Consider the following 20,827-nt stretch of genomic DNA (forward strand, 5'->3'; position numbering starts at 1 on the left):
TCGTCAGGCCACCGCGGCGGCGGCGGGGTCCAGCTCCGCGGCGACGGCGGACCAAGTCTCCGCTTCTTCCTTGCGTCCCAGCATCGCGAAGGCGACTCCGGCTCGCGCGGCGGCCAGCGCGCCGGGGAACGTCCCGAGCGTGCCGCCCGCCGTGAAACAGGCGAGGGCGCGTTCGTCCTGGCCGAGCATCCACAGCGTGTCGCCCGTGTAGAGCTGCGTGTAGGGGTCGCCGGGGTCGAGTTCGAGGAGCCTGTCGACCGCCGCGTGCGGCTCCATGTCGATGACCATGGCCCGGCCCTTGGAGTTGATGAAGGCCTTGAGACTCGCTTCCAGGCTCAACCGCTCGTTCTGGGCGGCCGCCACCTTCTCGACCGGGGTGCGGGCTTCGGCGCTCAGGCCACGGGCGAGGTCGACGGCGACCTGCATCTTCCCGGCGATGTCCGTCATGTCGCGGCGGCGCACCGCGTACAAGGCGAGCGCCCGGTAGATCCTGCTGATGTACAAGCGGATCGCGAAGGTGTCGGCCTCCGTGTCGTCGATCAACGCCTGCACGTCGGCGGCCACGTCGGCGCATTCGCCGAGATCGCGGTCGCGGCGGCAGTAATGCGCGATCAGCCGTCCATAGGCGCACAGCCGCACCCCCCGCGGGGTGCCGGTGTCCGCGGACAGGCTGTGGAACGGCTGGGCCGCTTTGTCCGCGTCGACCACGAGTCCGTAGAACGAGCGGGCCACCTCGTAGGTCAGCACGGGATCTCCGCTTTCGGCGGCGCGCCCGCCGAGTGCCCTGGCGGAGAGGCTGAACAGGCCCAGCACGTTCAGCAGCTGCGCCAGCGAAGTGAGGGTCGTGACGGAAGCGTCCGAATCGGGCTGGAGCATGGCCCGCAGCTCCGCCAGGAACGGCAGCCCGCTCTCGTCCTTCGCGCTCAGCCGATGATCGATGCCGTCGTCCGGGAAGGCGGCGTGGCCAAGGACGTGGTGGCGGAAACCGGGCGGGTAGTAGGACCCTGGCACGACCAGGAGAGGTTCGCCGGACCGGGCGCGGATCAGGTCGAGCAGCAACGGGGCGAACTGCGTGGCGACGGCCGCTTCGTCGTTGCGGTCGCAGCGCAGGTACGCCGACCACAACTCACGGCGCCGCCGCACCAACGCGCGGTTGTCGTCGGAAAGGGTGACCGTGGCCAGTGCCGTGTCCTCGGACCGGGGATAGTCGGACAGCGGTGGACGTCGTTCGACGGTCGAAGTCATCGTGGGGGTTCCCTTCTTCTATTCCAGATAGCCCGGAGCGACGATGTAGTCGCCGCCCGGCCGCGGCGTCAGGAACTCCGCTGACGGGATGACCGCTTTGACGACGGCGATGGCGTTGAGCGACGGCACGTCGATCAGCAAGGGCGCGACACCGAAGCGCTCTTCGACGAAGGACGGCAGCTCGGCGGAGGTGATCGTGGGCGGATCCGCCACCGCACCCTCGCCGGAAGGCCGTTCGAGGGTGCGCAGGAAAGTCAGGAACGCTTCTTGATGAGCGGCCGAACGGGCGCCCCGCAGGAATTCGGGCTCGCTCCGGTTGGCCGGATTCCCCAGTGAGACCCGCACCATCACGGCCTCGTGCAACGCGTGCAGCAGCGCCGGATCCCGCTCGAATCCCGCACCGGCACCGAAAGTCGCCTGAGCCCGATCACGACGGCCGACCATCACGAGCGTGACCTCGATCGGCGCCATCTCACGCACGACCCACGCGTGCACGGCCAGCTGCCGATCCGCGAGCGCCTTCGCCAGCCCTGGCGTCATCAGCTCTTCGAGCCGGTCCGAGACCGGCTCCAGGGTGACCGTCCCCGCCCAGACCCGCCTGATCGCCAGGCGTTCCAGGCATTCCAAGATCCCGCTGACGCCGGCGACAGCACGGTCCGGATGCGCGGCGGTACCGACCGAACTCTGCCGCCACGGGAGTGTGCGCAGCTTCGAACTCACCCTGCGGAGCAAGGCGACGTCCGCCGGTACACCGGCGGCCTCGTCGTCCGTCGCCCGGCGGGCCGGAATCCAATCTTCTGTGTCATCGAGGATGTCGTGCGGAGTGAACAGTAAAAGACCACGTTCCAGCGCTTCATCCCGTGAAATCACCATGCGCGGACCATTGTCGATCAGGCTGGCCCGCTCGGTGGCCTCACCATGGGCTCGCACCATCGCGCGTTCCGGGAAATCGTCGCAAGCACCACCCGCGAAACGACCCGACGGCGCATCCACATAATCCAGCCCAAGGAACAGCTGCTCATCGAGAATCGGCCTGGCGTCCACCGAAAGATGCTCCGTTCTGAAGGACGGGCAGGCCTCGCGAAAAGGCCTGCCCGTCCGCGTGCAGTTAGCTTGTACCCGACATCCGCCCAGGAAGAAGCGGCACGATTCGCCATGGATTGACCGCCCGCCGGCCGCGCACCACCGAAAGGCCCAATGCAACCTCGCGCAAGAACGTATCGAATTGACGCCAGCGATCACCTGGCTTGATCGACAGTCGCCCCCACTAGACCCGAAATGTCATCGGCAAGCTGTTTCCCCTAGTACGCGGTGCACAGAAGAACGGGGAAGTCCTGCGTGTCTTCGACGATGTCCAGCTCGAAGTCGACCATTTCAATACCTCCGAATGGTGAATAACTATCGATTGGTGAATCAGATTTGTGAACTCGCGCCCCGGCCCCCTAATGGCCTAAGGACCCAACCGCGGCCACAACCCAGATGCTAGCCACAGTTCCATCGTCGCGCCAGTATGTTGAAGACTTTTGTCCGATATGCTTCCTTTTTGCGCGGTAGAGACCAAATTACCTAGTCCAAAGGGAGCACTGGGCAATATCATCGTATCTCGATTTCGCGATCATGCGCCCATAGGAATCCCGTCTTCGAGTCGCTATGGTGATCACCGTGACCATCGGGGACACCTGCACCAATGATCAAGAATTCGTTTTCCGGGTCATACGGTTATCTTCTTTCCCATTGCCGGTACAGCTGCGAAATCTTTGCACTGGTTTCAGATCCGTCTAACAAGGGTGGGCCGATGGTGAGCACCGAAGAGCGGTTGAACCGCTACGCGAAGTTGGCCGTCGAGGTCGGAGTGTGCCTCCGCCGCGGCCAGGACCTGCTTGTCGAAGCCGCGGTGGAACACGCGCCGCTCGCGCGCAGCGTGGCACGCGCGGCCTACGCCGCAGGCGCCCGGTACGTGGATGTCCTTTACCACGACCGGCAGATCGTGCGCGCGCAAGTGGAACTCGGGGCGGACGAAGGCCTCGGCTGGGCGCCGCCCTGGCAGGTCGCGCGGCTCGAGGAGGCAATGCGCGGCCACATGTGCCGCCTCATCATCGTCGGCGACCCGAATCCGATGGCGGGCCTCGACGGCGCCCGTGTCGCGCGCGCGGACGCGGTCGAGGTACGCAAAGCCCATCTCCGCGGCCTGAACGAGCGCACGGTGTCCTGGTCGATCATCGCCTGCCCCACCGAAGGATGGGCCGAAACGGTGTTCGGCGAACCCGACGTCGACCGGCTGTGGGACGTGATCGAACGAGTGGTGCGGCTGGACGAGCCCGACCCGGTCGCGGCGTGGCGGGAACACATGGCACGGCTGGAAGCGCGCGCACGAGCGCTGACCGAGCGGCGTTTCGACGCCATCCGGTTCCGCGGTCCCGGCACCGATTTGACGGTGGGACTGCTGCAGGCCGCACGCTGGGGGGCCGCGGTCTTCGAGACCGTCTGGGGCCAGAAACATCTGCCCAATCTTCCGACCGAGGAGATCGGCACGGTACCGGACGCCCATCGCGCCGACGGTTTCGTCCGCGCCACCCGTCCGTTGCTCGTCTCCGGGGTCGAGGTGAAGGATCTGACCTTGCGCGTCGAGGGCGGGCAGGTGCGGAAGGCGAGCGCGGCCACCGGTGAAGAGGCGATCCATCAGGTGCTGGCCAGGGACGAGGGAGCCTCCCGTTTCGGCGAAGTCGCCCTGGTGGACGCGACATCGCGGGTGGGGCAACTCGATCTCCTCTTCCGGACCACGCTCCTCGACGAGAACGCGACCTGCCATCTGGCCCTCGGCAACGGTGCCCCGTTCGCGATCGAGGACGCGCCGGCGGACGACCCGGCGGCGCTGAAAGCCTTGGGCATCAACCAATCGAGCATCCACCTGGACTTCATGGTCGGCGGGCCGGAGGTGGAGGTGGACGGCATCGAGGCGGACGGCACCGCGGTTCCGCTGGTCCACGGGGACGAATGGCGGCTGGGCGACTGAGGGATCCCTTGCCGGGCAACGAGATGCCGCCGCCGCACGAGCCGGAAGCCGGCGGCGGCACCGCCGTTTCGCAGTAGTGTTCAGCCCATGCCTCGGATCACGTTTCTCGGACTGGGCCGGATGGGCTCTCTCATGGCCGCCAGGCTGGTGGCTTCAGGTCATGACGTCACCGTGTGGAACAGGACGCCGTCCCGTGCCGCGCCCCTGGTCGAAGCGGGCGCGCGAACCGCTGACACACCGGGGAAAGCGGCCGAAGGCGCCCAGGCCGTCATCTCCATGGTGACCGGCCCGGACGCGGTCGGGGAAGTGTTCTGGGGCGAGGGCGGCGCGGCAGCCGGACTCGCCGACGGTGCCGTCGTCATCGAGATGTCCACCATCGGGCCGGACGCGGTCGCGGCGCTGCGCGAACGACTTCCCGAACGGGTCCGGCTGGTCGACGCGCCGGTGAAAGGCAGCCTCCCCGCCGCGGAATCCGGAGAACTCGGCATTCTCGCGGGAGGTTCCGCCGAGGATGTCGCCGCGGCTTCCGAAATCCTTGCCGTACTGGGGAAAGTGCGTCATGTGGGACCGCTCGGCGCGGGCGCTTCGGTCAAGCTCCTCCTGAACCTGGTGCTCGGCGCGTCCTACGTGATGGTCGGCGAGACCCTGGCTCTCGCCGACCGGCTCGGCGTCGACACCGGGCTGGCCCTGGATCTGCTCGAAGGCACGGTGATCAGCCCGATGGTCCCGCACGCGCGAGCCAAACTCGCCGATCCGGGGACCACCCTGTTCTCCTTGGGGCTCGCGGAAAAAGACCTGCGCCTGGTGCTGGAAGCAGGCGGCGTGCCGGACGGTGTCGCCGCCGGGGCGCGAAATCGGCTCGGCTCGGCCGTGCGGGACGGGCTGGCGGACGACAACATCAGCGCGATCCTCGAGCATCTGCGGCGAACCGAATGACGCTACCCCGGCAGTTACTGCGTTTTAATCATTGCTACGGCGTCCTGGATGCGATTACCGCCGAAGCCATCGACAATTCCGAGTATCTTCGTGAATTCGCCCGTCTTCAGGTGCGCACCACGACGGACGAAAGCCGTTCCTGGACCGGTCGCTATCTGATGGGCCGGACGACCTATCTGGAACTGTTCCGGGTCGGCGAAGTGCCCGGCCCGGAATCCGCGCCGGGTTCGGCGGGAATGGGCCTTTCGGTGGAGCACGCGGGCGAACTGCGCGCGGTCGCCTGCCGCATGCCCTCGTTCGGGGTCGCGACGCCGGTCGAGCACCGGCAGACCCGCGATTTCGGCGACGGTCTGCCGATTCCGTGGTTTCAAGCCGTCTTCACCACGCGGAATCACGACGCGTTCCAGCCATGGGCCATGGAATACGAAGAGTCGTACTTCGCCGACCCCCGCAGCAAGACCGAACCCGCGGCCCGCCCTGGCGATGTCGGCCGCGAGCGCTACCTCGTCGACTACTACCGCCCCTGCCTGCTGCGGGACGTCGCCGGGGTCCGGGTCGCCGTCACCGCGCACGACCTCGCGAACACCGTGCCGCTGCTCCGGGCGGGCGGGTACACCGTGAGCGAGCGGCCGGACGGGGTGGTCGCGACGGGTGACGACACCGTGCTGAGGTTCGACGCGGTGCCGCGCGCGGCGACCGGGTTGCGTCAGGTGGACCTGGCACTGACCGGACCCGCGCCGGGCACACACCGCGAAAAGATCGGCGACTCCACCCTGACCGTCGGTCCCGGACCGTCCGCGGTGTGGACCTTCCGGTCCGGCGGCGACCCGGATGCGCGCCAGTAGTCGAGCGCCTCACGGGTCGCGACGGTGTCAGGGTGCTCGACGCCCAGCACCCGGCCGCGGATCAGCAGGAGCCCGGCGAGGAGATCGCGGGCACCCGCCGAGCGAGCTTCTACCCGTCACGAAGATCAGGCCGCCGCGGCTCAGCCTTCTTCGGCAGCCAGCTGACCGCAAGCCGCCGCGATCTCCTGGCCCCGCGTGTCACGCACCGTGCACGCGACTCCGCCCGCGTTCACCAGCCGGACGAACTCCCGCTCCACCGGCTTCGGCGACGCGTCCCACTTGCTGCCCGGCGTCGGGTTCAGCGGGATCACGTTCACGTGCACCAGCTGGCCCAGGTGCTGCCGAAGACGCTTCGCCAGCAGCTCGGCCCGCCAAGGCTGATCGTTGATGTCCCGGATCAGCGCGTACTCGATCGACACCCGGCGGCCCGACGTGTCCGCGTAGTACCGGGCCGCGGACAGGACCTCGTCCACCGACCAGCGCTCGTTCACCGGCACCAGCGTGTCCCGCAGCTCGTCGTCCGGCGTGTGCAGCGAAACCGCCAGCCGCACCTGCATCTTCTCGTCTGCCAGTTTGCGGATCGCGGGCGCCAGGCCGACCGTCGACACCGTCACCGAACGCTGGCCGATCCCCAGGCCGTCCGGCGAAGGGTCGGTGATCCGGCGGACCGCCGCCACCACGCGTTTGTAGTTCGCCAGCGGCTCGCCCATGCCCATGAAGACGATGTTCGACAGACGGCCGGGGCCGCCGGGCATCAGCCCGTCACGCATCACCGCGGCGGCGGAACGGACCTGGTCGACGATCTCCGCCGTCGAGAGGTTCCGGTCGAGACCGCCCTGTCCGGTCGCGCAGAACGGGCACGCCATGCCGCAACCCGCCTGGCTCGAGATGCACAGGGTCGCGCGATCCGGGTAGCGCATCAGCACGCTCTCCAGCAGCGTCCCGTCGTGCGCGCGCCACAGGGTCTTGCGGGTGGTGCCGTCGTCGGCGGCGAGCGCCTTGATCTCGGTGAGCAGCGTCGGCATCAGATCGCCGACGAGCTTCTCCCGTGACGCCGCCGGGATGTCGGTCATCTCCTCCGGGTTCACCGTGAGCCGCGAGAAGTAGTGGTTCGACAGCTGCTTCGCGCGGAACGGCTTCTCCCCCAGCTCGGCGACGGCCTCGGCCCGCTCGGCGGCGGTGAGGTCGGCGAGGTGGCGCGGCGGGAGGCCGCGCTTGGGCGCGTCGAAGACGAGAGGGAGGGCAGTCATAGCTCACTGAGTGTCCCATGTCCACCTCCGACGCGCCTGGGCCGCCCCGGATCACTGTTCCCCAGGTCACGTGACACGTGCCCGGCCGGCCCCGTGCGGATCGCATACGAGGAGACGCGTGCCCGTCATGTGCCGTCCGAGACTCGGTCAGCGGAGGTGGTGCGACATCATTCCCGAAACCACGGTTCTCCTCACCGGATCCCCGGCACTCACGGTGCCGCTGGCGGAGCTGCTCGCCGCCCATGGGTACACGGGGGTCGAGACCGTCCCGTCCGTCCATGATCTGTCCGAAGTGGACACGGCGAACACCGTCGTGCTCGCGGCCTTCGACCACCCCGCCTACGTCGAACTGACCGCTTTGGACGTCTTGTGCGCCGAGACCGGAGTGCGCTGGCTGCCCCTGCGCCGTGAACACGGACGAGTGATAGCCGGGCCCGCGATCACGCCCGGCGGGATCGACTTCGCCGACGTCGTCGCCCGCCGCCGCTCCGCCGCACCGGATCCCCAGAAGCCCGGCACACCCCAGCCCGCGATGAGTCCCGGCGACGTCCGCTGGGTGCTGGCACACCTCCTCGCCCATCTGGAACGCTGGCTTTCCGGCGGGCGGACGGCGATCACCACCGGCGAGATCGACCTGGACCCGGCGGACCTGACCGAGCTCCGCCACCCGATCCTTCCGGTCCCGGATCGCGCGCGGTCCGTCGCCGCACCCGCACCGCTGGTCGACGACCGGACCGGGATCGTGACCGGGATCAGCGAGGTGCCACCGGCACCGGGGATGCCCGCCCGCCTGCGCGTGTGCGTGGCCGACGTCGCGGACATGCGCCGCGTCACGAACTGGCCCAACGACCGCCAGGTCGTCGGCACGTCTTGGCACGACTTCGACCTCGCCCGGCAAGCCGCCATCGGCGAAGCGGTGAAGCGGTACTGCGGCAGCTGGCTCGCTCCGGACCGCGAAGTGCGCTTCGGCAGTTACGAGCAACTCGCCCGCTATGGCGTCCCGGCTCTCGACCCTCGTCGGCTCAACCTCTACTCGGCTGGGCAGTACCGGTCCCCCGGCTTCCCGTTCGCCCCGCTGACGACAGACTCGGACTGCTCGTGGGTGGAGGGCTTTTCCCACACCACCGGGGAACCCGTCTGGGTTCCGGCGTTCCTGGTCTCCCGTGAACGGCAAGCCGGAGAAGCCCGCTTCGCCGATCCCCTGTCCGCCGGTCTCGCCGGCGGGACCTCCGGAGAACACGCCGTCACGTCCGGCCTCGAAGAGGTCCTCGAAGGTGACACCACCATGCGCTGGTGGGCGAACCCGCCCCGGCTCGGGAGGCTGCCGATCCCGGCCGGCATCCGGTCGCTCATCGCCGACACCGCGGACGGCCACGAGGTCACGCTCCTCCCGCTCGACAACGAATTCGACGTCCCCGTCGTCGCGGCCGCGGTACTCGACCGCGTGACACGTCGGCTGTCCTTCGGGTTCGCCGCCCGGCCGGACGCGCTCGGAGCCGCCAGACGAGCGCTGGCCGACGGGTTCAGGCTGCAGCACACCTACCGGATCCTCGACAGCGAACGCGGACTGTCCGCCCTGCGGCGGGAGCATGGCGATCTCAAGCCGTACCGGGCGGACCGGCGCTACCTCGACTCCTACCGCGATGACTTCGCCGACGTCACCGATCTTCTTTGCCAGCACCAGATCCACCTTGACCCTCGGGCAGGCGGGAGGGTCGCGCCGTGGCTGCGCGCGCTGCCGGACCGGCCCTGGGACGGTCTGCCCGCGCTCGGGGAACGCCGGCTCAAGGCGTATCAGGACCGCGTCGAAGCCCGCGGTTTCGAGGTGATCAGCGTCGATCTCACGACCTGTGACGTCGCGGCCGCCGGATATCACGTCGCGCATACGCTGGTGCCGGGCCTCGTGCCGCCGTTTCCCGCCGGATTCCCGTTGCGTGGCAAGGGAAGGCTCGCCGCGCGAGACCTCGTCCTGCCGCTTCCCCGCGCCTGACGACCGCAAGCCACTGAGACCCAACTCACCGGAAGGAGGTTGTCGTCCGACCGTTTCCGATATATCGTGAACGAGTCGGAACATTACGTAGAGAGGATTCACATCATGCGAGGACGAGGACGAGGACGACCTTTCCCTCCAGAACACGGCCGACCCGCCTTCGGGCCTTGGGCTCGCGGCGGCTTCGGCGACTTCCCCCCTGGTCCGGGCGGGCCGGGGCATCGGCGCGGGCACGGCCGCCGCGGGGGGCCCGGCGGACGGCGCGGCAGGCGCGGTGACGTCCGCGCCGCGATCCTCGCGCTGCTTTCCGAGCAGCCGAGGCACGGTTACGAGATCATCCGCGAGATCGGCGAACGCAGCGGCGGCTTCTGGAAGCCGAGCCCCGGCTCGGTGTACCCGACCCTGCAGCTGCTGGCCGACGAAGGCCTGGTGATCAGCAAGGACGAGAGCGGCAAGAAGCTGTTCGAACTCACCGAATCCGGCCGCGCCGCGGCCGAGCAGCAGGACGCCGTCCCGCCGTGGGAGCAGATCGCCCACGACGTCGACCCGGTCGAGGTGAACCTGCGCAAGGCGGGGGCGACCCTGGCCGCCGCGGTCGCGCAGGTCATGCATGCCGGAAGCGAGAGCCAGCAGGCTCGCACCGTCGACGTGCTCAACGAGGCACGCCGGACGATCTACGGCCTCCTGGGCGAGGCCGAGGACGGCACTCCGGACGCGGCTTCCGCCGGGGACACGGAGTGACCTGGCACGACGAGGCCGGTGGGCTTGGTGCGCGTATGCACGCGATAGCCCACCGGCAGCGTCACCTGCTTCGTGCCGGTGCCTGACGAAACCTCGTTCAGGCGCCGGACCTCCGCGATCGCCTTCGCCGCGACCGGAGCGCTGAACTCGATCTTCAGCACCTCTTCCATCGCGGCGGCGTCATCGAACAGCCACCGCGTCATCACCTTGCGGCAGTCGAATCCCTGACGGGCGAAGAACTTCTCGACTCCCGGCGGGTCGTAGCGCGGCAGATCCAGCCGCATCCAGCGGCCGTAGGGCTCGCTCGCCACATCGAGATCCACGATCAGCAGCGTCCCGCCCGGCCGCAGCACCCGCTCCGCCTCGCGAAGACCCGGTTCACAGCCGGGGCCGAAGAAATACGCGGTCCGCGCGTGGACGACGTCGAAAGCCGCGTCCGGCACCGGAAGGCGCTGCGCACGACCTTGCCGCACCTCGACGTTCGGCAGGTCCCCGACGCGGTGCCGCGCGTCACGCACGAGCGGCTCATGGGGTTCGATCCCGAGCACCGACCGCGCCTTCGCGGCGAACCGGGGCAGGTGAAACCCGTCACCACAGCCGATGTCGAGTACGTCCGCACCGGACCAGTCACGGCGCTCGGCGAGCACCCGCCAGATCTCGCCGTCGACGTCCTGTGCGCGATTCTCGACTTCGTAAGCCTTTTGGTAGTACCAGATGTTCGGGCTCGGCAGCACCTCGTCACCGCCGCGGCGGAAGGAGGAGACAGCTCGGGGAAACCAGCGCACGGAAGCTCCAACGATGGGACACCGGGCCGGGTTCCGGTCCATCCGGTTCGAAATCTTTCACGGAAACAATGCGGATAGCGACTAGACTTTACTCCCTCACCGGCAAGGGAGAACCGCATGTCGCTTGGCTCGGCCACCCACACTTCCGTCATCCCTTCAGGAATCCCGTGCTGGATCGAACTCGCGTGCAGAGACGAAGCGGCCACCCAAGCCTTCTACAGCGGACTTTTCGACTGGGAGTACACCGTTCAGCGTGATCCCGCGACGCCGAACGGCCGCTACTCGATCGCTACGCTGAACGGCGTCCCGACCGGTGGCCTGTACCGCGCGGGCGCGGAAGGCCCTTTCGGCTGGAGCATCCACATCTCGGTGCCCCAGGCGGCCGCGGCCGCGGAATGGGTGGACAGTCTCGGTGGCCGGGTCACGCTCGGGCCGATGGCGATTCCCCACCGCGGCAACATCATCCACGCCGTCGACGCGTGCGGCGCGCACGTCGTCTTCTGGGAACCACCCGCCACCTGGGAGTTCGCGACCGGCGTGCCCAACACCTTCAGCGGCGCGGACCTGAACACCCACGACGGCGCGGCGGCGGACCACTTCTACTGCCGCCTCTTCGACTACACCAGCCACCAGATCGGCGACGGCACTTCGCTCGACTACGCCGAATGGCTCATCGAGCACGAACCGGTGCTGTACCGGTACGTGATGGGCTCGGAGTACCGGCCGGACACGCCACCGCATTGGATGGTCTACCTCGAACTGGACCCGGCTCGCGGCGCGGACGCCACGGCGGGGCAGGCGCTGATGCTCGGCGGCGCCGTCGTGGTCCAGCCCTACGACACCCCGTACGGCCGGATGGCGATCCTCGCCGACCCGGACGGTTCGGTGTTCGCCGTGATCGACCACTCCCGCGCCGTGGAGGGCTGGGGCAGCGCCGAAGTCGACGATCCTTACGACGACTGAGAGCCGGGGTGACCACGTCACCCCGGCTCTTGCGTCAGATTCCCGCCCAGAAACCGCAGTTGTGCACGGCAGCGAGGTCGACCGGGTGGATCTCGCCCGGTGCCAGCGACTGGGTCCGCGGCGAAGGACGCCACTTCGGCAGTCCGTCGCCGTTCGGATTCCCGGTCTTCGCGAATCCGGTCCAGTACTGGATCATTTGCGCCGCGAGCTTCTGTTGGGCAGGCGTCAATTTCCCCGGCGACGGGGTCATATCAGACAAATAGGCCAATTCGGATCCATGGGAAGCACCGGGCCGCATTCCGGGCGGCGCGGGCAAAAGCGGTGGTGCGTCCTGATCGGCGAACTCGTAGCCGAAAGTCCAGGTGCGCTCGCGTAGCAATCGCTCGGTCCCGGTCTGGGAACAACCCCAGCTCCGGTCGGTCATCGCGTCCGCGAACGCCATCGCCGGGCCACCGTGCTTCGCCGACGGATACTCGGCGGCGACGAGCGGCGCCTTGTCCTTGAACGCGGTGCGCAGCAGCTCTTGGTAATGCTCCTCGGTGAACGGATGTCCGGGGAACAGCGCGACGAGCAGCCTCGACTCGTTCCGGGTGACCCCGGTCAGCACCGGGACGCGTGCGAACCGCCCTGCCTTGAGCGCGGTGGCCGGATGCTCGGGCAGCAGATCGGTGCCGAACGTGGGCGCCCCTGACGGCTGGCTCAGCAGATCCTTGGCCGGGACGCGGCGAAGGCAGGCGACGTCGGCACAGCCCAGTTTCTTCGCGGTGTCGGCACCCGCCGCCTCGACTTCGGCGCGGGGAAGGTACGGCGATCCCGCGGGCGCTCCCGGAAAGAATCCACCTTCGGGCCAGGTCAGGGTGCACGGACCGCTCTGGATGATCGCGCGGTGGAACAGTCCCGCGGCCGACGGGGAGGCCAGCTGGGCACAGGTGCTCATCGCGCCGGCGGACTCACCGAACAGCGTGACGTTCCGGGGATCTCCCCCGAAGGCGCGGGCGTTTCGCTGCACCCAGCGAAGGGCGGCCTGCTGATCTTGCAGGCCGAAGACGCCGGAATCGCGTCCGAGTTCCGGGTGACCGAAGAAGCCGAACACACCCAGCCGGTAGTTCACGCTCACCACGACGACATCCCCGCCGAGGGCCATCCGCTTGAAGTCGTAGTCACTGCCCGCGCCGGAGGTGAAGCCGCCGCCGTGCACCCAGACCATCACCGGACGCGGTTTGGACGTCGGCTTGGCCGGGCTGATCACGTTGAGGTACAGGCAATCCTCGCTGTCGCTCGGTGCCGAGCCGATTCCCGCTCCCTGCGTGCACCGAGGTCCGGGCTTGTCCGCGTCCCGCACGGCCGTCCACGGCTCTGGCCTGGCAGGCGGTGCCCAGCGCAGCTCGCCGACCGGTGGCGCGGCGAACGGGATGCCTTGGAAACTCCGGTACTCGCTGGTGCTCACTCCTCGAACGGGACCGGAATCCGTGCGGACGACCGGGCTCACGCCCGCCTCCGCCACGGTTGTCGTCAGGGCGCCGAGCGTCACCACGCTCAGAGCCAGGGTCAGAAGTCGCTTACTCTTCCGTCGAGTTCGCATACTTCCGACCTTGGCCCAACGCTTCGATCTTGTCACATGGGCTTCGCCTAGACGGGAACGAAGGCCGAGAGCAGGAGCCAGGAGACCACGGCCGACGGGAGCAGCGAGTCGAGCCGGTCCATCAGCCCGCCGTGCCCCGGCAGCATGTTCCCCATGTCCTTGACCCCGAGGTCGCGCTTGATCAGCGACTCGACGAGATCACCCAGCGTCGCGGTGCAGACGATCGCCGCGCCGAACAGCACACCCTGCCAGGCGTGCCCGTCGAGCAGCAGGCTCAGGGTCAGCGCGCCGGCGACCACACCGGCCACGAGCGAACCGGCGAAGCCTTCCCAGGTCTTCTTCGGGCTGATGCTGGGCGCCATCGGATGCTTGCCGCCCAGCACTCCGGCGATGTAGCCGCCGGTGTCCGAGGCGACGACGCCGATCATGAACGCCAGCACGCGGCCGACGCCGTCCTCGGGCGGCACGAGCATGGCGGCGAAAGCGCCGAAAAGCGGGATGTACGCGGCGGCGAAGACCGACGCGCTGATGTCGCGCAGATAGCCGTCCGCCCCGCCGGGCAACCGCCACAGCAGGCAGACCAGCACCGTCAGCACGAACGCCGTCAGCGCACCCTCACGGCCGAACGGCCACGCCAGCCAGATCATCGCCTGACCGCCGACGAGCACCGGGACCAGCGCGATCCGGATGCCCGCCGCACGCTTCAGCGCCCCGGCCAGCTCGATCGTGCCGACCGCGATCGCGATCGCGATGATGCCGATGAACAGGAAGCGCACGGTGAGCAAAGACGTGACGATCGCCGCCCCCAGCAGCAACCCGACCCCGATCGCGGCGGGCAGGTTGCGGCCGGCGCGGGAAACCTTCCGCGCCGGTTCCGGCACGGTTTCGGGCTCCGGCGTCGCCGCCGGAGCCGGTTCCGGGGCGTCCACCCGGTCCTCGCGTTCCTCGCTCACCTGGCTCATCAGACCTCGAGTAGCTCGGCTTCCTTGTGTTTCACCAGCTCGTCGACCTTGTGCGTGTACGAGTCGGTGAGGTTCTGCAGTTCCTTCTCGGCGTGGACGACCTCGTCCTCGCCTGCCTCGCCGTCCTTCTTGATCCGGTCCAGCTCTTCCTTGGCCTTGCGGCGGACGCTGCGGATCGAGACGCGGGCGTCCTCACCCTTGGCCTTGGCGACCTTCACCATCTCCTTGCGGCGCTCTTCGGTGAGCTGCGGGATGACGATGCGGATCACGTTGCCGTCGTTGCTCGGGTTCACGCCGAGGTCCGATTCGCGGATCGCCTTCTCGATGGCGTTGAGCGAGGTCTGGTCGTAAGGCTTGACCAGCGCCATCCGGGCTTCGGGGATGTTGACGCCCGCCAGCTGGTTCAGCGGGGTCGGCGCGCCGTAGTAGTCGACGACAACGCGCGAGAACATCCCAGGGTGGGCCCGGCCGGTGCGTACCGACGACAGGTCCTCCTTGGCGACGGACACCGCTTTTTCCATCTTCTCCTCGGCGTCGAGGAGGGTCTCGTCGATCACGGCAACTCCCGTTGTTGTGTATGCGTACCGATTACGGAGATCAGAGCAGGACTACGCCGACGCCCCGTCGGCGGGGGTGTCCACCAGGGTGCCGATCCTCTCACCACTGACCGCGCGGGCGATGTTCCCCTCGGTGAGCAGATTGAACACGATGATCGGCATGTTGTTGTCCATGCACAGGCTGAACGCGGTGGCGTCGGCGACCTTGAGGTCCCGTTCCAGCACCTCGCGGTGGCTGATCTCGTGGAACATCTCGGCGGTCGGGTCGCTCTTCGGGTCCGCGGTGTAGACGCCGTCGACGGCCTTCGCCATCAAGACGGCTTCGCAGCCGAGTTCGAGCGCGCGCTGCGCGGCGGCGGTGTCGGTCGAGAAGTACGGCATGCCGACCCCGGCGCCGAAGATGACGACGCGGCCCTTCTCCAGGTGACGCTCGGCGCGGCGCGGGATGTACGGCTCGGCGACCTGCCCCATGGTGATGGCGGTCTGCACGCGGGTCGGCAGGCCCTCCTTCTCCAGGAAGTCCTGCAGTGCCAGGCAGTTCATGACGGTGCCGAGCATCGCCATGTAGTCGGCGCGGTCGCGGTCCATGCCGCGCTGCGACAGTTCCGCGCCGCGGAAGTAGTTGCCGCCGCCGATCACGACGGCGATCTGCACACCCGTGCGTGCGACGTCGGCGATCTGCTGGGCGACCGAGTGCACCACATCCGGATCAACCCCGATGGAACCGCCGCCGAACATCTCGCCGCCCAGTTTCAGCAGCACCCGCCGGTATCCGCCTTCGACCCGGACACCCATGTCGCCCTCCCTAATGCTCTGAAACCCGACTGTGCCCCGTCCCCGATGGACGGAGACGGGGCACAGTGGTGGTTCTTTGTGTTCCGCGCCTGGATCAGGCCTGGCCGACCTCGAACCGGGCGAACCGGCTCACGGCCACGCCGGCCTCGTCGAGCAGGGCCTTGACGGTCTTCTTGTTGTCCTTGACCGACGGCTGCTCGAGCAGGACGTTGTCCTTGTAGTAGGCGTTGACCTTGCCCTCGATGATCTTGGGCATGGCCTGCTCCGGCTTGCCCTCTTCGCGGGCGGTCGCCTCGGCGACGCGGCGCTCGTTCTCGACGATCTCGGCCGGGACCTCTTCACGGGTGAGGTACTTGGCCTTGAGCGCGGCGACCTGCATGGCGGCGCCACGAGCGGCCTCGGCGGCGGCCTCGCCCTCACCGGTGAACTCGATGAGCACGCCGACGGCGGGGGGAAGGTCCGCACCGCGACGGTGCAGGTAAGTGGTGGTGGTGCCCTCGTAAGCGGCGACGCGGCGCAGCTCGAGCTTCTCGCCGATGCGGGCGGCCAGTTCCTGGACCTGCTCGTCGACGGTCTTGCCGTCGAGCGAGGCGGCCTTCAGCTTCTCGACGTCGCTGGTCTTCTCGGCCTTCGCGACCTCGACGATCTTCGCGGCGAGGGCCTGGAAGTCCTCGTTCTTCGCGACGAAGTCGGTCTCGGAGTCGAGCTCGATCAGCACGCCGCCGTCACCGGCGACAAGGCCTTCGGCGGTGGCGCGCTCGGCGCGCTTGCCGACGTCCTTGGCGCCCTTGATGCGCAGGAACTCGACGGCCTTGTCGAAGTCGCCGTCGTTCTCCTCCAGCGCCTTCTTACAGTTCATCATGCCGGAGCCGGTCAGCTCGCGGAGACGCTTCACGTCTGCGGCGGTGTAGTTCGCCATCGTGGGTGTGTCCGTCCTTTTTCAGGTACGAGAAGTCTTTTGGGGAAGTACCCGCGGGGCCGCCCGGAGGCGGCCCCGCGAGCGGGTGGATCAGGAGGAGGCGGTGGCCTGCTCGGCCGGAGCCTCGACGGGCGCCTCGGTCGCGGCGGCGGCTTCCTTGGCGTCCGCGGCGGCGGTCTCGGAGCCGGCGAGCAGCTCCTTCTCCCACTCGGCCAGCGGCTCGTCCGTGGCGACGCCCGCCTCGGGCTTGGCGTCGGCGGAGGAACCGTTGCGGCTGGAGCGGGCCATCAGACCGGCGGCGGCGGCCTCGGCCACGACCTTGGTCAGCAGCGCGGCCGAACGGATCGCGTCGTCGTTACCCGGAATCGGGTAGTCGACCTCGTCCGGGTCGCAGTTGGTGTCCAGGATCGCGACGACCGGGATGTTCAGCTTGCGAGCCTCGCCGACGGCGATGTGCTCCTTCTTCGTGTCGACGATCCACACGATGCTCGGCACCTTGGCCATGTCGCGGATACCGCCGAGGGTCTTCTCGAGCTTGTCCTTCTCACGGGTGAGCGTGAGGATCTCGCGCTTGGTCAGGCCGGCGAAGCCGCCGGTCTGCTCCTGCGACTCGAGCTCCTTCAGGCGGAGAAGACGCTTGTGCACCGTCTGGAAGTTGGTCAGCATGCCGCCGAGCCAGCGCTGGTTCACGTAGGGCATGCCCACGCGGGAGGCCTCGGAGGCGATGGCTTCCTGAGCCTGCTTCTTCGTGCCGACGAACATGATGGTGCCGCCGTGCGCGACGGTTTCCTTGATGAACTCGAACGCACGGTCGATGTACGTCAGCGTCTGCTGCAGGTCGATGATGTAGATGCCGTTGCGCTCGGTGAAGATGTAGCGCTTCATCTTCGGGTTCCACCGACGGGTCTGGTGCCCGAAGTGCACGCCGCTGTCGAGCAGCTGCTTCATGGTGACGACGGCCATTGCCGGAATCAACCTCTTCTGTGTCGTGCGGACCCGGCTCCGCCGGGTCGCGCTTGCTCGGTTCGTCGCTCTCGGCCGGGTGGCCGATCGCCCTGGTGCAGATGCTCGGGCCCGGACCCGTGAGCGAAGTGACCTCAGGGACCGCCGGGCCGTGTGCCCCCGCCTGTCCTGACCCTCCGTGAGGAGATCGGCCATCGGGAGCGCGCACGTGCACGCGAAGTCAGTCCGCTGCCGCGGACCGCGCAAAAGAGTCTACTCCCTGTCGCCACCGGGTACCGCACCGGCAGCCCCTGATGAGAGGGGTTGTCCACAACCGGCTCGGTTATCCACAGATTCCACCGGCGCGCCCCACTCGCCACGCCGCGCCCCCAAGCTGGAACACATGACCACGACACCCTGTTCCCACCCTGTCACCAGGCATTCCTTCGCGATCGACCGCACCGGCGGCAGGCACCGCCTGCCGGGACATCCTCGACGCCTTCCCCGCCTCGCGATCCTCGCGACCGTGCTCGCGCTCCTGACCGCGTCGGCGATGCCGGGAACGGCCAGAGGCGCGCCCTCTCCGCAGGGGCGCTTCTCCTGGCCGCTTTCACCGGCACCGAGCGTCACCAGGTACTTCGAGCCGCCGTCCACGCCGTACGGCCCCGGTCATCGGGGCGTCGACCTCGCCGCGGCACCGGGCACGAACGTGCTCGCGGCCGCCGAAGGGGTGGTGATGTTCGCCGGGCAGGTGGCGGGCCGCGGGGTGGTTTCGATCGATCACGAAGGAGGCCTGCGCACCACCTACGAGCCACTCGCCCCGACGGTCACCGCGGGTGATCAGGTCTACCGGGGCCAGGTGCTCGGAACGCTCGCCGCCGGCCATCCGGACTGCCCCGGACAGGCCTGCCTGCATTTCGGTGTCCGGCGCGGCGAGGAGTACGTCGATCCACTCGCGCTGATCGGTGAACCTTCGGAAATCCGCCTCAAACCTTGGGAAGGAGACTGAGCCCAGTCCCGAACACCCTCCCCTGCGCCCAGCCACGCGAGCCGCCCGCCCAATCACATGAGTTCCGCCTTCGATCACGTGAGCCTCGCCTCTGATCACACGAGTTCCGCCTCTGGTCACTGGAGTTCCGCGTCTGATCACGGCTGTGAGCACGTCTTGCAGGCGGGTGCCGAGGAGGTGTTCCGTGGCCGCGTCGGCGTGGCGGTCTCTATAGGCGGGCACGCGTGATCAGACGGACGACACGCGTGTGTGGACGGACGGCACCGTCCGGCGGGACGGTGCCGTCAGGCCTGTTCGACCAGTTTCGCGCGCAGCCGCATGACGGCACGGGTGTGCAGCTGGCTGACCCGTGACTCGGTGACGCCGAGGACCTTGCCGATCTCAGCGAGGGTCAGGCTCTCGAAGTAGTAGAGGCCGACCACGATCCGGTCGCGTTCGGTGAGCTGGGCGATCGCCTGCGCCAGCTGACGGCGGTTGTCCTGGTCGACCAGGACGGCCACCGGGTCGACGGCCCCGTCGTCGGGCAGGGTGTCGACCAGCGAGCCGCTGTCCTTGCCCGCGGCGACGAGGTCTTCCAGCGCGATGACGCTGGTCAGCTGCAGCTGGCCGTAGAACTCGCGCAGGTCGTCGACGCTGATTTCGAGCTCGGCAGCCAGTTCGGCATCGGTCGGTGTGCGGTTCAGGCGGGCGCCGAGGCGTTCCAGCGCGCGCTCGGCCTCGCGGGCCTTGCTGCGCACGGCTCGGGGCACCCAGTCCTGGGACCGGAGATCGTCGAGGATCGCGCCCCGGATGCGCTGCATCGCGTAGGTCTCGAACCGCAGGCCCCGCGCGGGCTCGAACTTCTCGATCGCGTCGACCAGGCCGAAGATCCCGGACTGGATCAGGTCACCCACGTCGACGTGGGTCGGCAGTCCGGTGCCGACCCGGCCCGCGACGTACTTGACGAGCGGGGCGTAGTGCAGCACGAGCCTGTCGCGCACGATCTGGTCCGGTGACTCGGTGAACTCCCGCCACAACGCCTGGATCCCGGCGTCCACCTCGTAGGCCGTCCGCGCTTCGGGCGCAACGGCAGGACCGCCACCGCCGGGACGGTGTTTCCCGGCGGCCTCGGTGACATGTGGGTCGGCGGTCATCGGACCGCCGTTCTCAGCATGCGACTCAGCGTGTTCTCCGTGCTCGTGCGGATGCGCGTGCGCCGCCGGTCCGGGCCGCCGGGTCACCTGCCGAGTCCTCCCCGGCATCATCGGGCCCGGGGGTGCGCGCGGTCGTGGATCGCCTTCAGCCGATCGACGGTCACATGAGTGTAGAGCTGCGTGGTAGCCAGCGTAGCGTGACCAAGCAGTTCCTGAACGCTTCGAAGATCAGCGCCACCTTCGAGCAGATGAGTGGCCGCCGAATGCCTCAGGCCGTGCGGCCCCATGTCGTTCGCGCCCGGAACCGAGCCGACGGCGTCATGGACGACCCGGCGGGCCGCCCGCGGGTCGAGCCTGCCGCCCCTCGCCCCCAGGAAGAGCGCGGCTTCGGCCTGCCCCTGGGTTTCGACGGCGAGTTTCCCCCTGCCCTCGTCCAGCCACACCCGCAATGCCGCTTCGGCGGGGACGCCGAACGGCACGACACGTTCCTTCCCGCCCTTGCCCAGCACGAGCACGACCCTGCGGGAGAAGTCGACGTCGCCCACATCCAGCCCGCACAGTTCCGAGACCCGCACACCGGTCGCGTACAGCAGCTCCACGATGGCACTGTCCCTCAAGGCCACCGGGTCGCGCTGTTCGGCACCGGCGGCTGAGAAGCGCATGACCTCACTCGCCTGTTCCGCCCGGAGGACCCCTGGGAGCTTGCGGTGCGCGCGCGGCGCCACCAGCCGCCCGCCCGGATCGGACGCGAGCGCCCCTCCCCGGTGCGCCCAGGCGGTGAAGGTGCGGGCCGCGGCCGCCCGCCTGGCCAGCGTCGTGCGGCTGGCCCCTTCCTCGCGTTGCCGGGCCAGCCAGCCACGCAACGTCCCGATGTCGAGATCCTCGAACCGGCCGCCGTTCCCATCCACGAACCCCGTCAGCGAGACCACGTCGCCGAGATAGGCACGCACCGTATGCGCGGAGAGCCCGCGTTCCAGGGAAAGGTGCCGCTCGTAGTCGTCGATCAGCTTCCGGACAGGCTCCGGCAGCGCCGCACGGGCGGCGCGCAGATCGGGTCTGCGGGCGCGTTTTCCCGTGCCGCGGGGACCTTCGGTCGACGGCATGCCGATCACGCTGCGCGATGTACGGCGGATGGTCAAGTATCGCCGCACCCTGTTGCG

At 68.7% G+C, this 20,827-nt stretch carries 19 protein-coding genes; 7 read left to right on the forward strand and 12 right to left on the reverse strand.

Annotated features, from left to right (window positions below; translation table 11 throughout):
* Window positions 1–3: 3 nt before the first annotated feature.
* Together AMYAL_RS0106830 and AMYAL_RS0106835 are read right to left on the reverse strand one after the other, a co-directional pair.
* Window positions 4–1,245 (reverse strand): hypothetical protein, encoded by a 1,242-nt coding sequence (locus AMYAL_RS0106830; protein ID WP_020630566.1) that lies wholly within the window; start codon window positions 1,243–1,245, stop codon window positions 4–6.
* 18 nt (window positions 1,246–1,263) lie between these two features.
* Window positions 1,264–2,487, reverse strand: a complete 1,224-nt coding sequence (locus AMYAL_RS0106835) for a YcaO-like family protein (RefSeq protein WP_143267758.1) — start codon at window positions 2,485–2,487, stop codon at window positions 1,264–1,266.
* Window positions 2,488–3,040: 553 nt separating this feature from the next.
* Between AMYAL_RS0106835 and AMYAL_RS0106840 the strand changes: the two genes are divergently transcribed.
* The 3 genes from AMYAL_RS0106840 to AMYAL_RS45735 all read left to right on the forward strand — a co-directional run bounded on the left by AMYAL_RS0106840 (window position 3,041) and on the right by AMYAL_RS45735 (window position 6,039).
* On the forward strand, window positions 3,041–4,258 hold the full coding sequence (locus AMYAL_RS0106840; RefSeq protein ID WP_020630568.1) for an aminopeptidase: 1,218 nt from the start codon (window positions 3,041–3,043) through the stop codon (window positions 4,256–4,258).
* 87 nt (window positions 4,259–4,345) lie between these two features.
* The gene (locus AMYAL_RS0106845; RefSeq protein WP_026466811.1) at window positions 4,346–5,194 is read left to right on the forward strand and encodes an NAD(P)-dependent oxidoreductase; all 849 of its coding nucleotides are present in this window, start codon (window positions 4,346–4,348) and stop codon (window positions 5,192–5,194) included.
* On the forward strand, window positions 5,191–6,039 hold the full coding sequence (locus tag AMYAL_RS45735; protein ID WP_084702099.1) for a DUF5829 family protein: 849 nt from the start codon (window positions 5,191–5,193) through the stop codon (window positions 6,037–6,039). Before AMYAL_RS0106845 ends, AMYAL_RS45735 begins: the two co-directional genes overlap by 4 nt.
* A 140-nt stretch (window positions 6,040–6,179) precedes the next feature.
* On the opposite strand, the gene rlmN is transcribed toward AMYAL_RS45735, so the two are convergent.
* Window positions 6,180–7,289 carry a dual-specificity RNA methyltransferase RlmN gene (gene rlmN / locus AMYAL_RS0106855; protein WP_020630571.1) on the reverse strand — a complete coding sequence of 370 codons (1,110 nt, stop codon included), beginning with the start codon at window positions 7,287–7,289 and terminating at the stop codon, window positions 6,180–6,182.
* Between the two features lie 127 nt (window positions 7,290–7,416).
* Between rlmN and AMYAL_RS0106860 the strand changes: the two genes are divergently transcribed.
* Both AMYAL_RS0106860 and AMYAL_RS0106865 read left to right on the forward strand, forming a co-directional pair.
* The gene (locus AMYAL_RS0106860; protein ID WP_020630572.1) at window positions 7,417–9,279 is read left to right on the forward strand and encodes a YcaO-like family protein; all 1,863 of its coding nucleotides are present in this window, start codon (window positions 7,417–7,419) and stop codon (window positions 9,277–9,279) included.
* Between the two features lie 105 nt (window positions 9,280–9,384).
* Entirely contained in the window at window positions 9,385–10,020 is a 636-nt protein-coding gene (locus AMYAL_RS0106865; RefSeq protein ID WP_026466812.1) for a PadR family transcriptional regulator, read from the forward strand.
* On the opposite strand, the gene AMYAL_RS0106870 is transcribed toward AMYAL_RS0106865, so the two are convergent.
* Complete coding sequence (locus AMYAL_RS0106870; RefSeq protein WP_039793847.1) at window positions 9,954–10,805, reverse strand: class I SAM-dependent methyltransferase; 852 nt, start codon at window positions 10,803–10,805, stop codon at window positions 9,954–9,956. The genes AMYAL_RS0106865 and AMYAL_RS0106870 overlap by 67 nt on opposite strands.
* Window positions 10,806–10,922: 117 nt before the next feature.
* Between AMYAL_RS0106870 and AMYAL_RS0106875 the strand changes: the two genes are divergently transcribed.
* A complete protein-coding gene (locus AMYAL_RS0106875) occupies window positions 10,923–11,768 on the forward strand; it encodes a VOC family protein (protein WP_020630575.1) in 846 nt (281 codons plus the stop codon).
* Between the two features lie 34 nt (window positions 11,769–11,802).
* Here the strand turns inward: AMYAL_RS0106875 and AMYAL_RS0106880 are convergent, their stop codons facing one another.
* The 6 genes from AMYAL_RS0106880 to rpsB form a co-directional block, all read right to left on the reverse strand.
* On the reverse strand, window positions 11,803–13,350 hold the full coding sequence (locus AMYAL_RS0106880; protein WP_280632801.1) for a carboxylesterase/lipase family protein: 1,548 nt from the start codon (window positions 13,348–13,350) through the stop codon (window positions 11,803–11,805).
* Between the two features lie 47 nt (window positions 13,351–13,397).
* A complete protein-coding gene (locus tag AMYAL_RS0106885) occupies window positions 13,398–14,312 on the reverse strand; it encodes a phosphatidate cytidylyltransferase (protein ID WP_020630577.1) in 915 nt (304 codons plus the stop codon).
* Window positions 14,312–14,869, reverse strand: coding sequence for a ribosome recycling factor (gene frr, locus AMYAL_RS0106890; protein ID WP_020630578.1), 558 nt, complete (start codon window positions 14,867–14,869; stop codon window positions 14,312–14,314). Before frr ends, AMYAL_RS0106885 begins: the two co-directional genes overlap by 1 nt.
* A 51-nt stretch (window positions 14,870–14,920) precedes the next feature.
* Window positions 14,921–15,664: a UMP kinase gene (gene pyrH / locus AMYAL_RS0106895; protein ID WP_020630579.1), complete on the reverse strand. Its 744-nt coding sequence runs from the start codon at window positions 15,662–15,664 to the stop codon at window positions 14,921–14,923.
* Between the two features lie 94 nt (window positions 15,665–15,758).
* Complete coding sequence (tsf, locus tag AMYAL_RS0106900) at window positions 15,759–16,583, reverse strand: translation elongation factor Ts (protein WP_020630580.1); 825 nt, start codon at window positions 16,581–16,583, stop codon at window positions 15,759–15,761.
* A gap of 90 nt (window positions 16,584–16,673) precedes the next feature.
* A complete protein-coding gene (rpsB, locus tag AMYAL_RS0106905; RefSeq protein WP_020630581.1) occupies window positions 16,674–17,546 on the reverse strand; it encodes a 30S ribosomal protein S2 in 873 nt (290 codons plus the stop codon).
* A 382-nt stretch (window positions 17,547–17,928) separates the two neighbouring features.
* Between rpsB and AMYAL_RS0106910 the strand changes: the two genes are divergently transcribed.
* A complete protein-coding gene (locus AMYAL_RS0106910) occupies window positions 17,929–18,534 on the forward strand; it encodes a murein hydrolase activator EnvC family protein (protein WP_020630582.1) in 606 nt (201 codons plus the stop codon).
* A gap of 284 nt (window positions 18,535–18,818) precedes the next feature.
* Here AMYAL_RS0106910 and AMYAL_RS0106915 read toward each other — a convergent pair whose 3' ends face one another.
* The gene (locus AMYAL_RS0106915) at window positions 18,819–19,754 is read right to left on the reverse strand and encodes a FliA/WhiG family RNA polymerase sigma factor (protein ID WP_020630583.1); all 936 of its coding nucleotides are present in this window, start codon (window positions 19,752–19,754) and stop codon (window positions 18,819–18,821) included.
* A 20-nt stretch (window positions 19,755–19,774) separates the two neighbouring features.
* Window positions 19,775–20,770, reverse strand: coding sequence for a tyrosine recombinase XerC (locus AMYAL_RS0106920; protein WP_051137648.1), 996 nt, complete (start codon window positions 20,768–20,770; stop codon window positions 19,775–19,777).
* Between the last annotated feature and the right edge of the window lie 57 nt (window positions 20,771–20,827).

Source organism: Amycolatopsis alba DSM 44262, assembly GCF_000384215.1.
In the GTDB taxonomy this organism is placed as follows: Bacteria; Actinomycetota; Actinomycetes; order Mycobacteriales; family Pseudonocardiaceae; genus Amycolatopsis; species Amycolatopsis alba.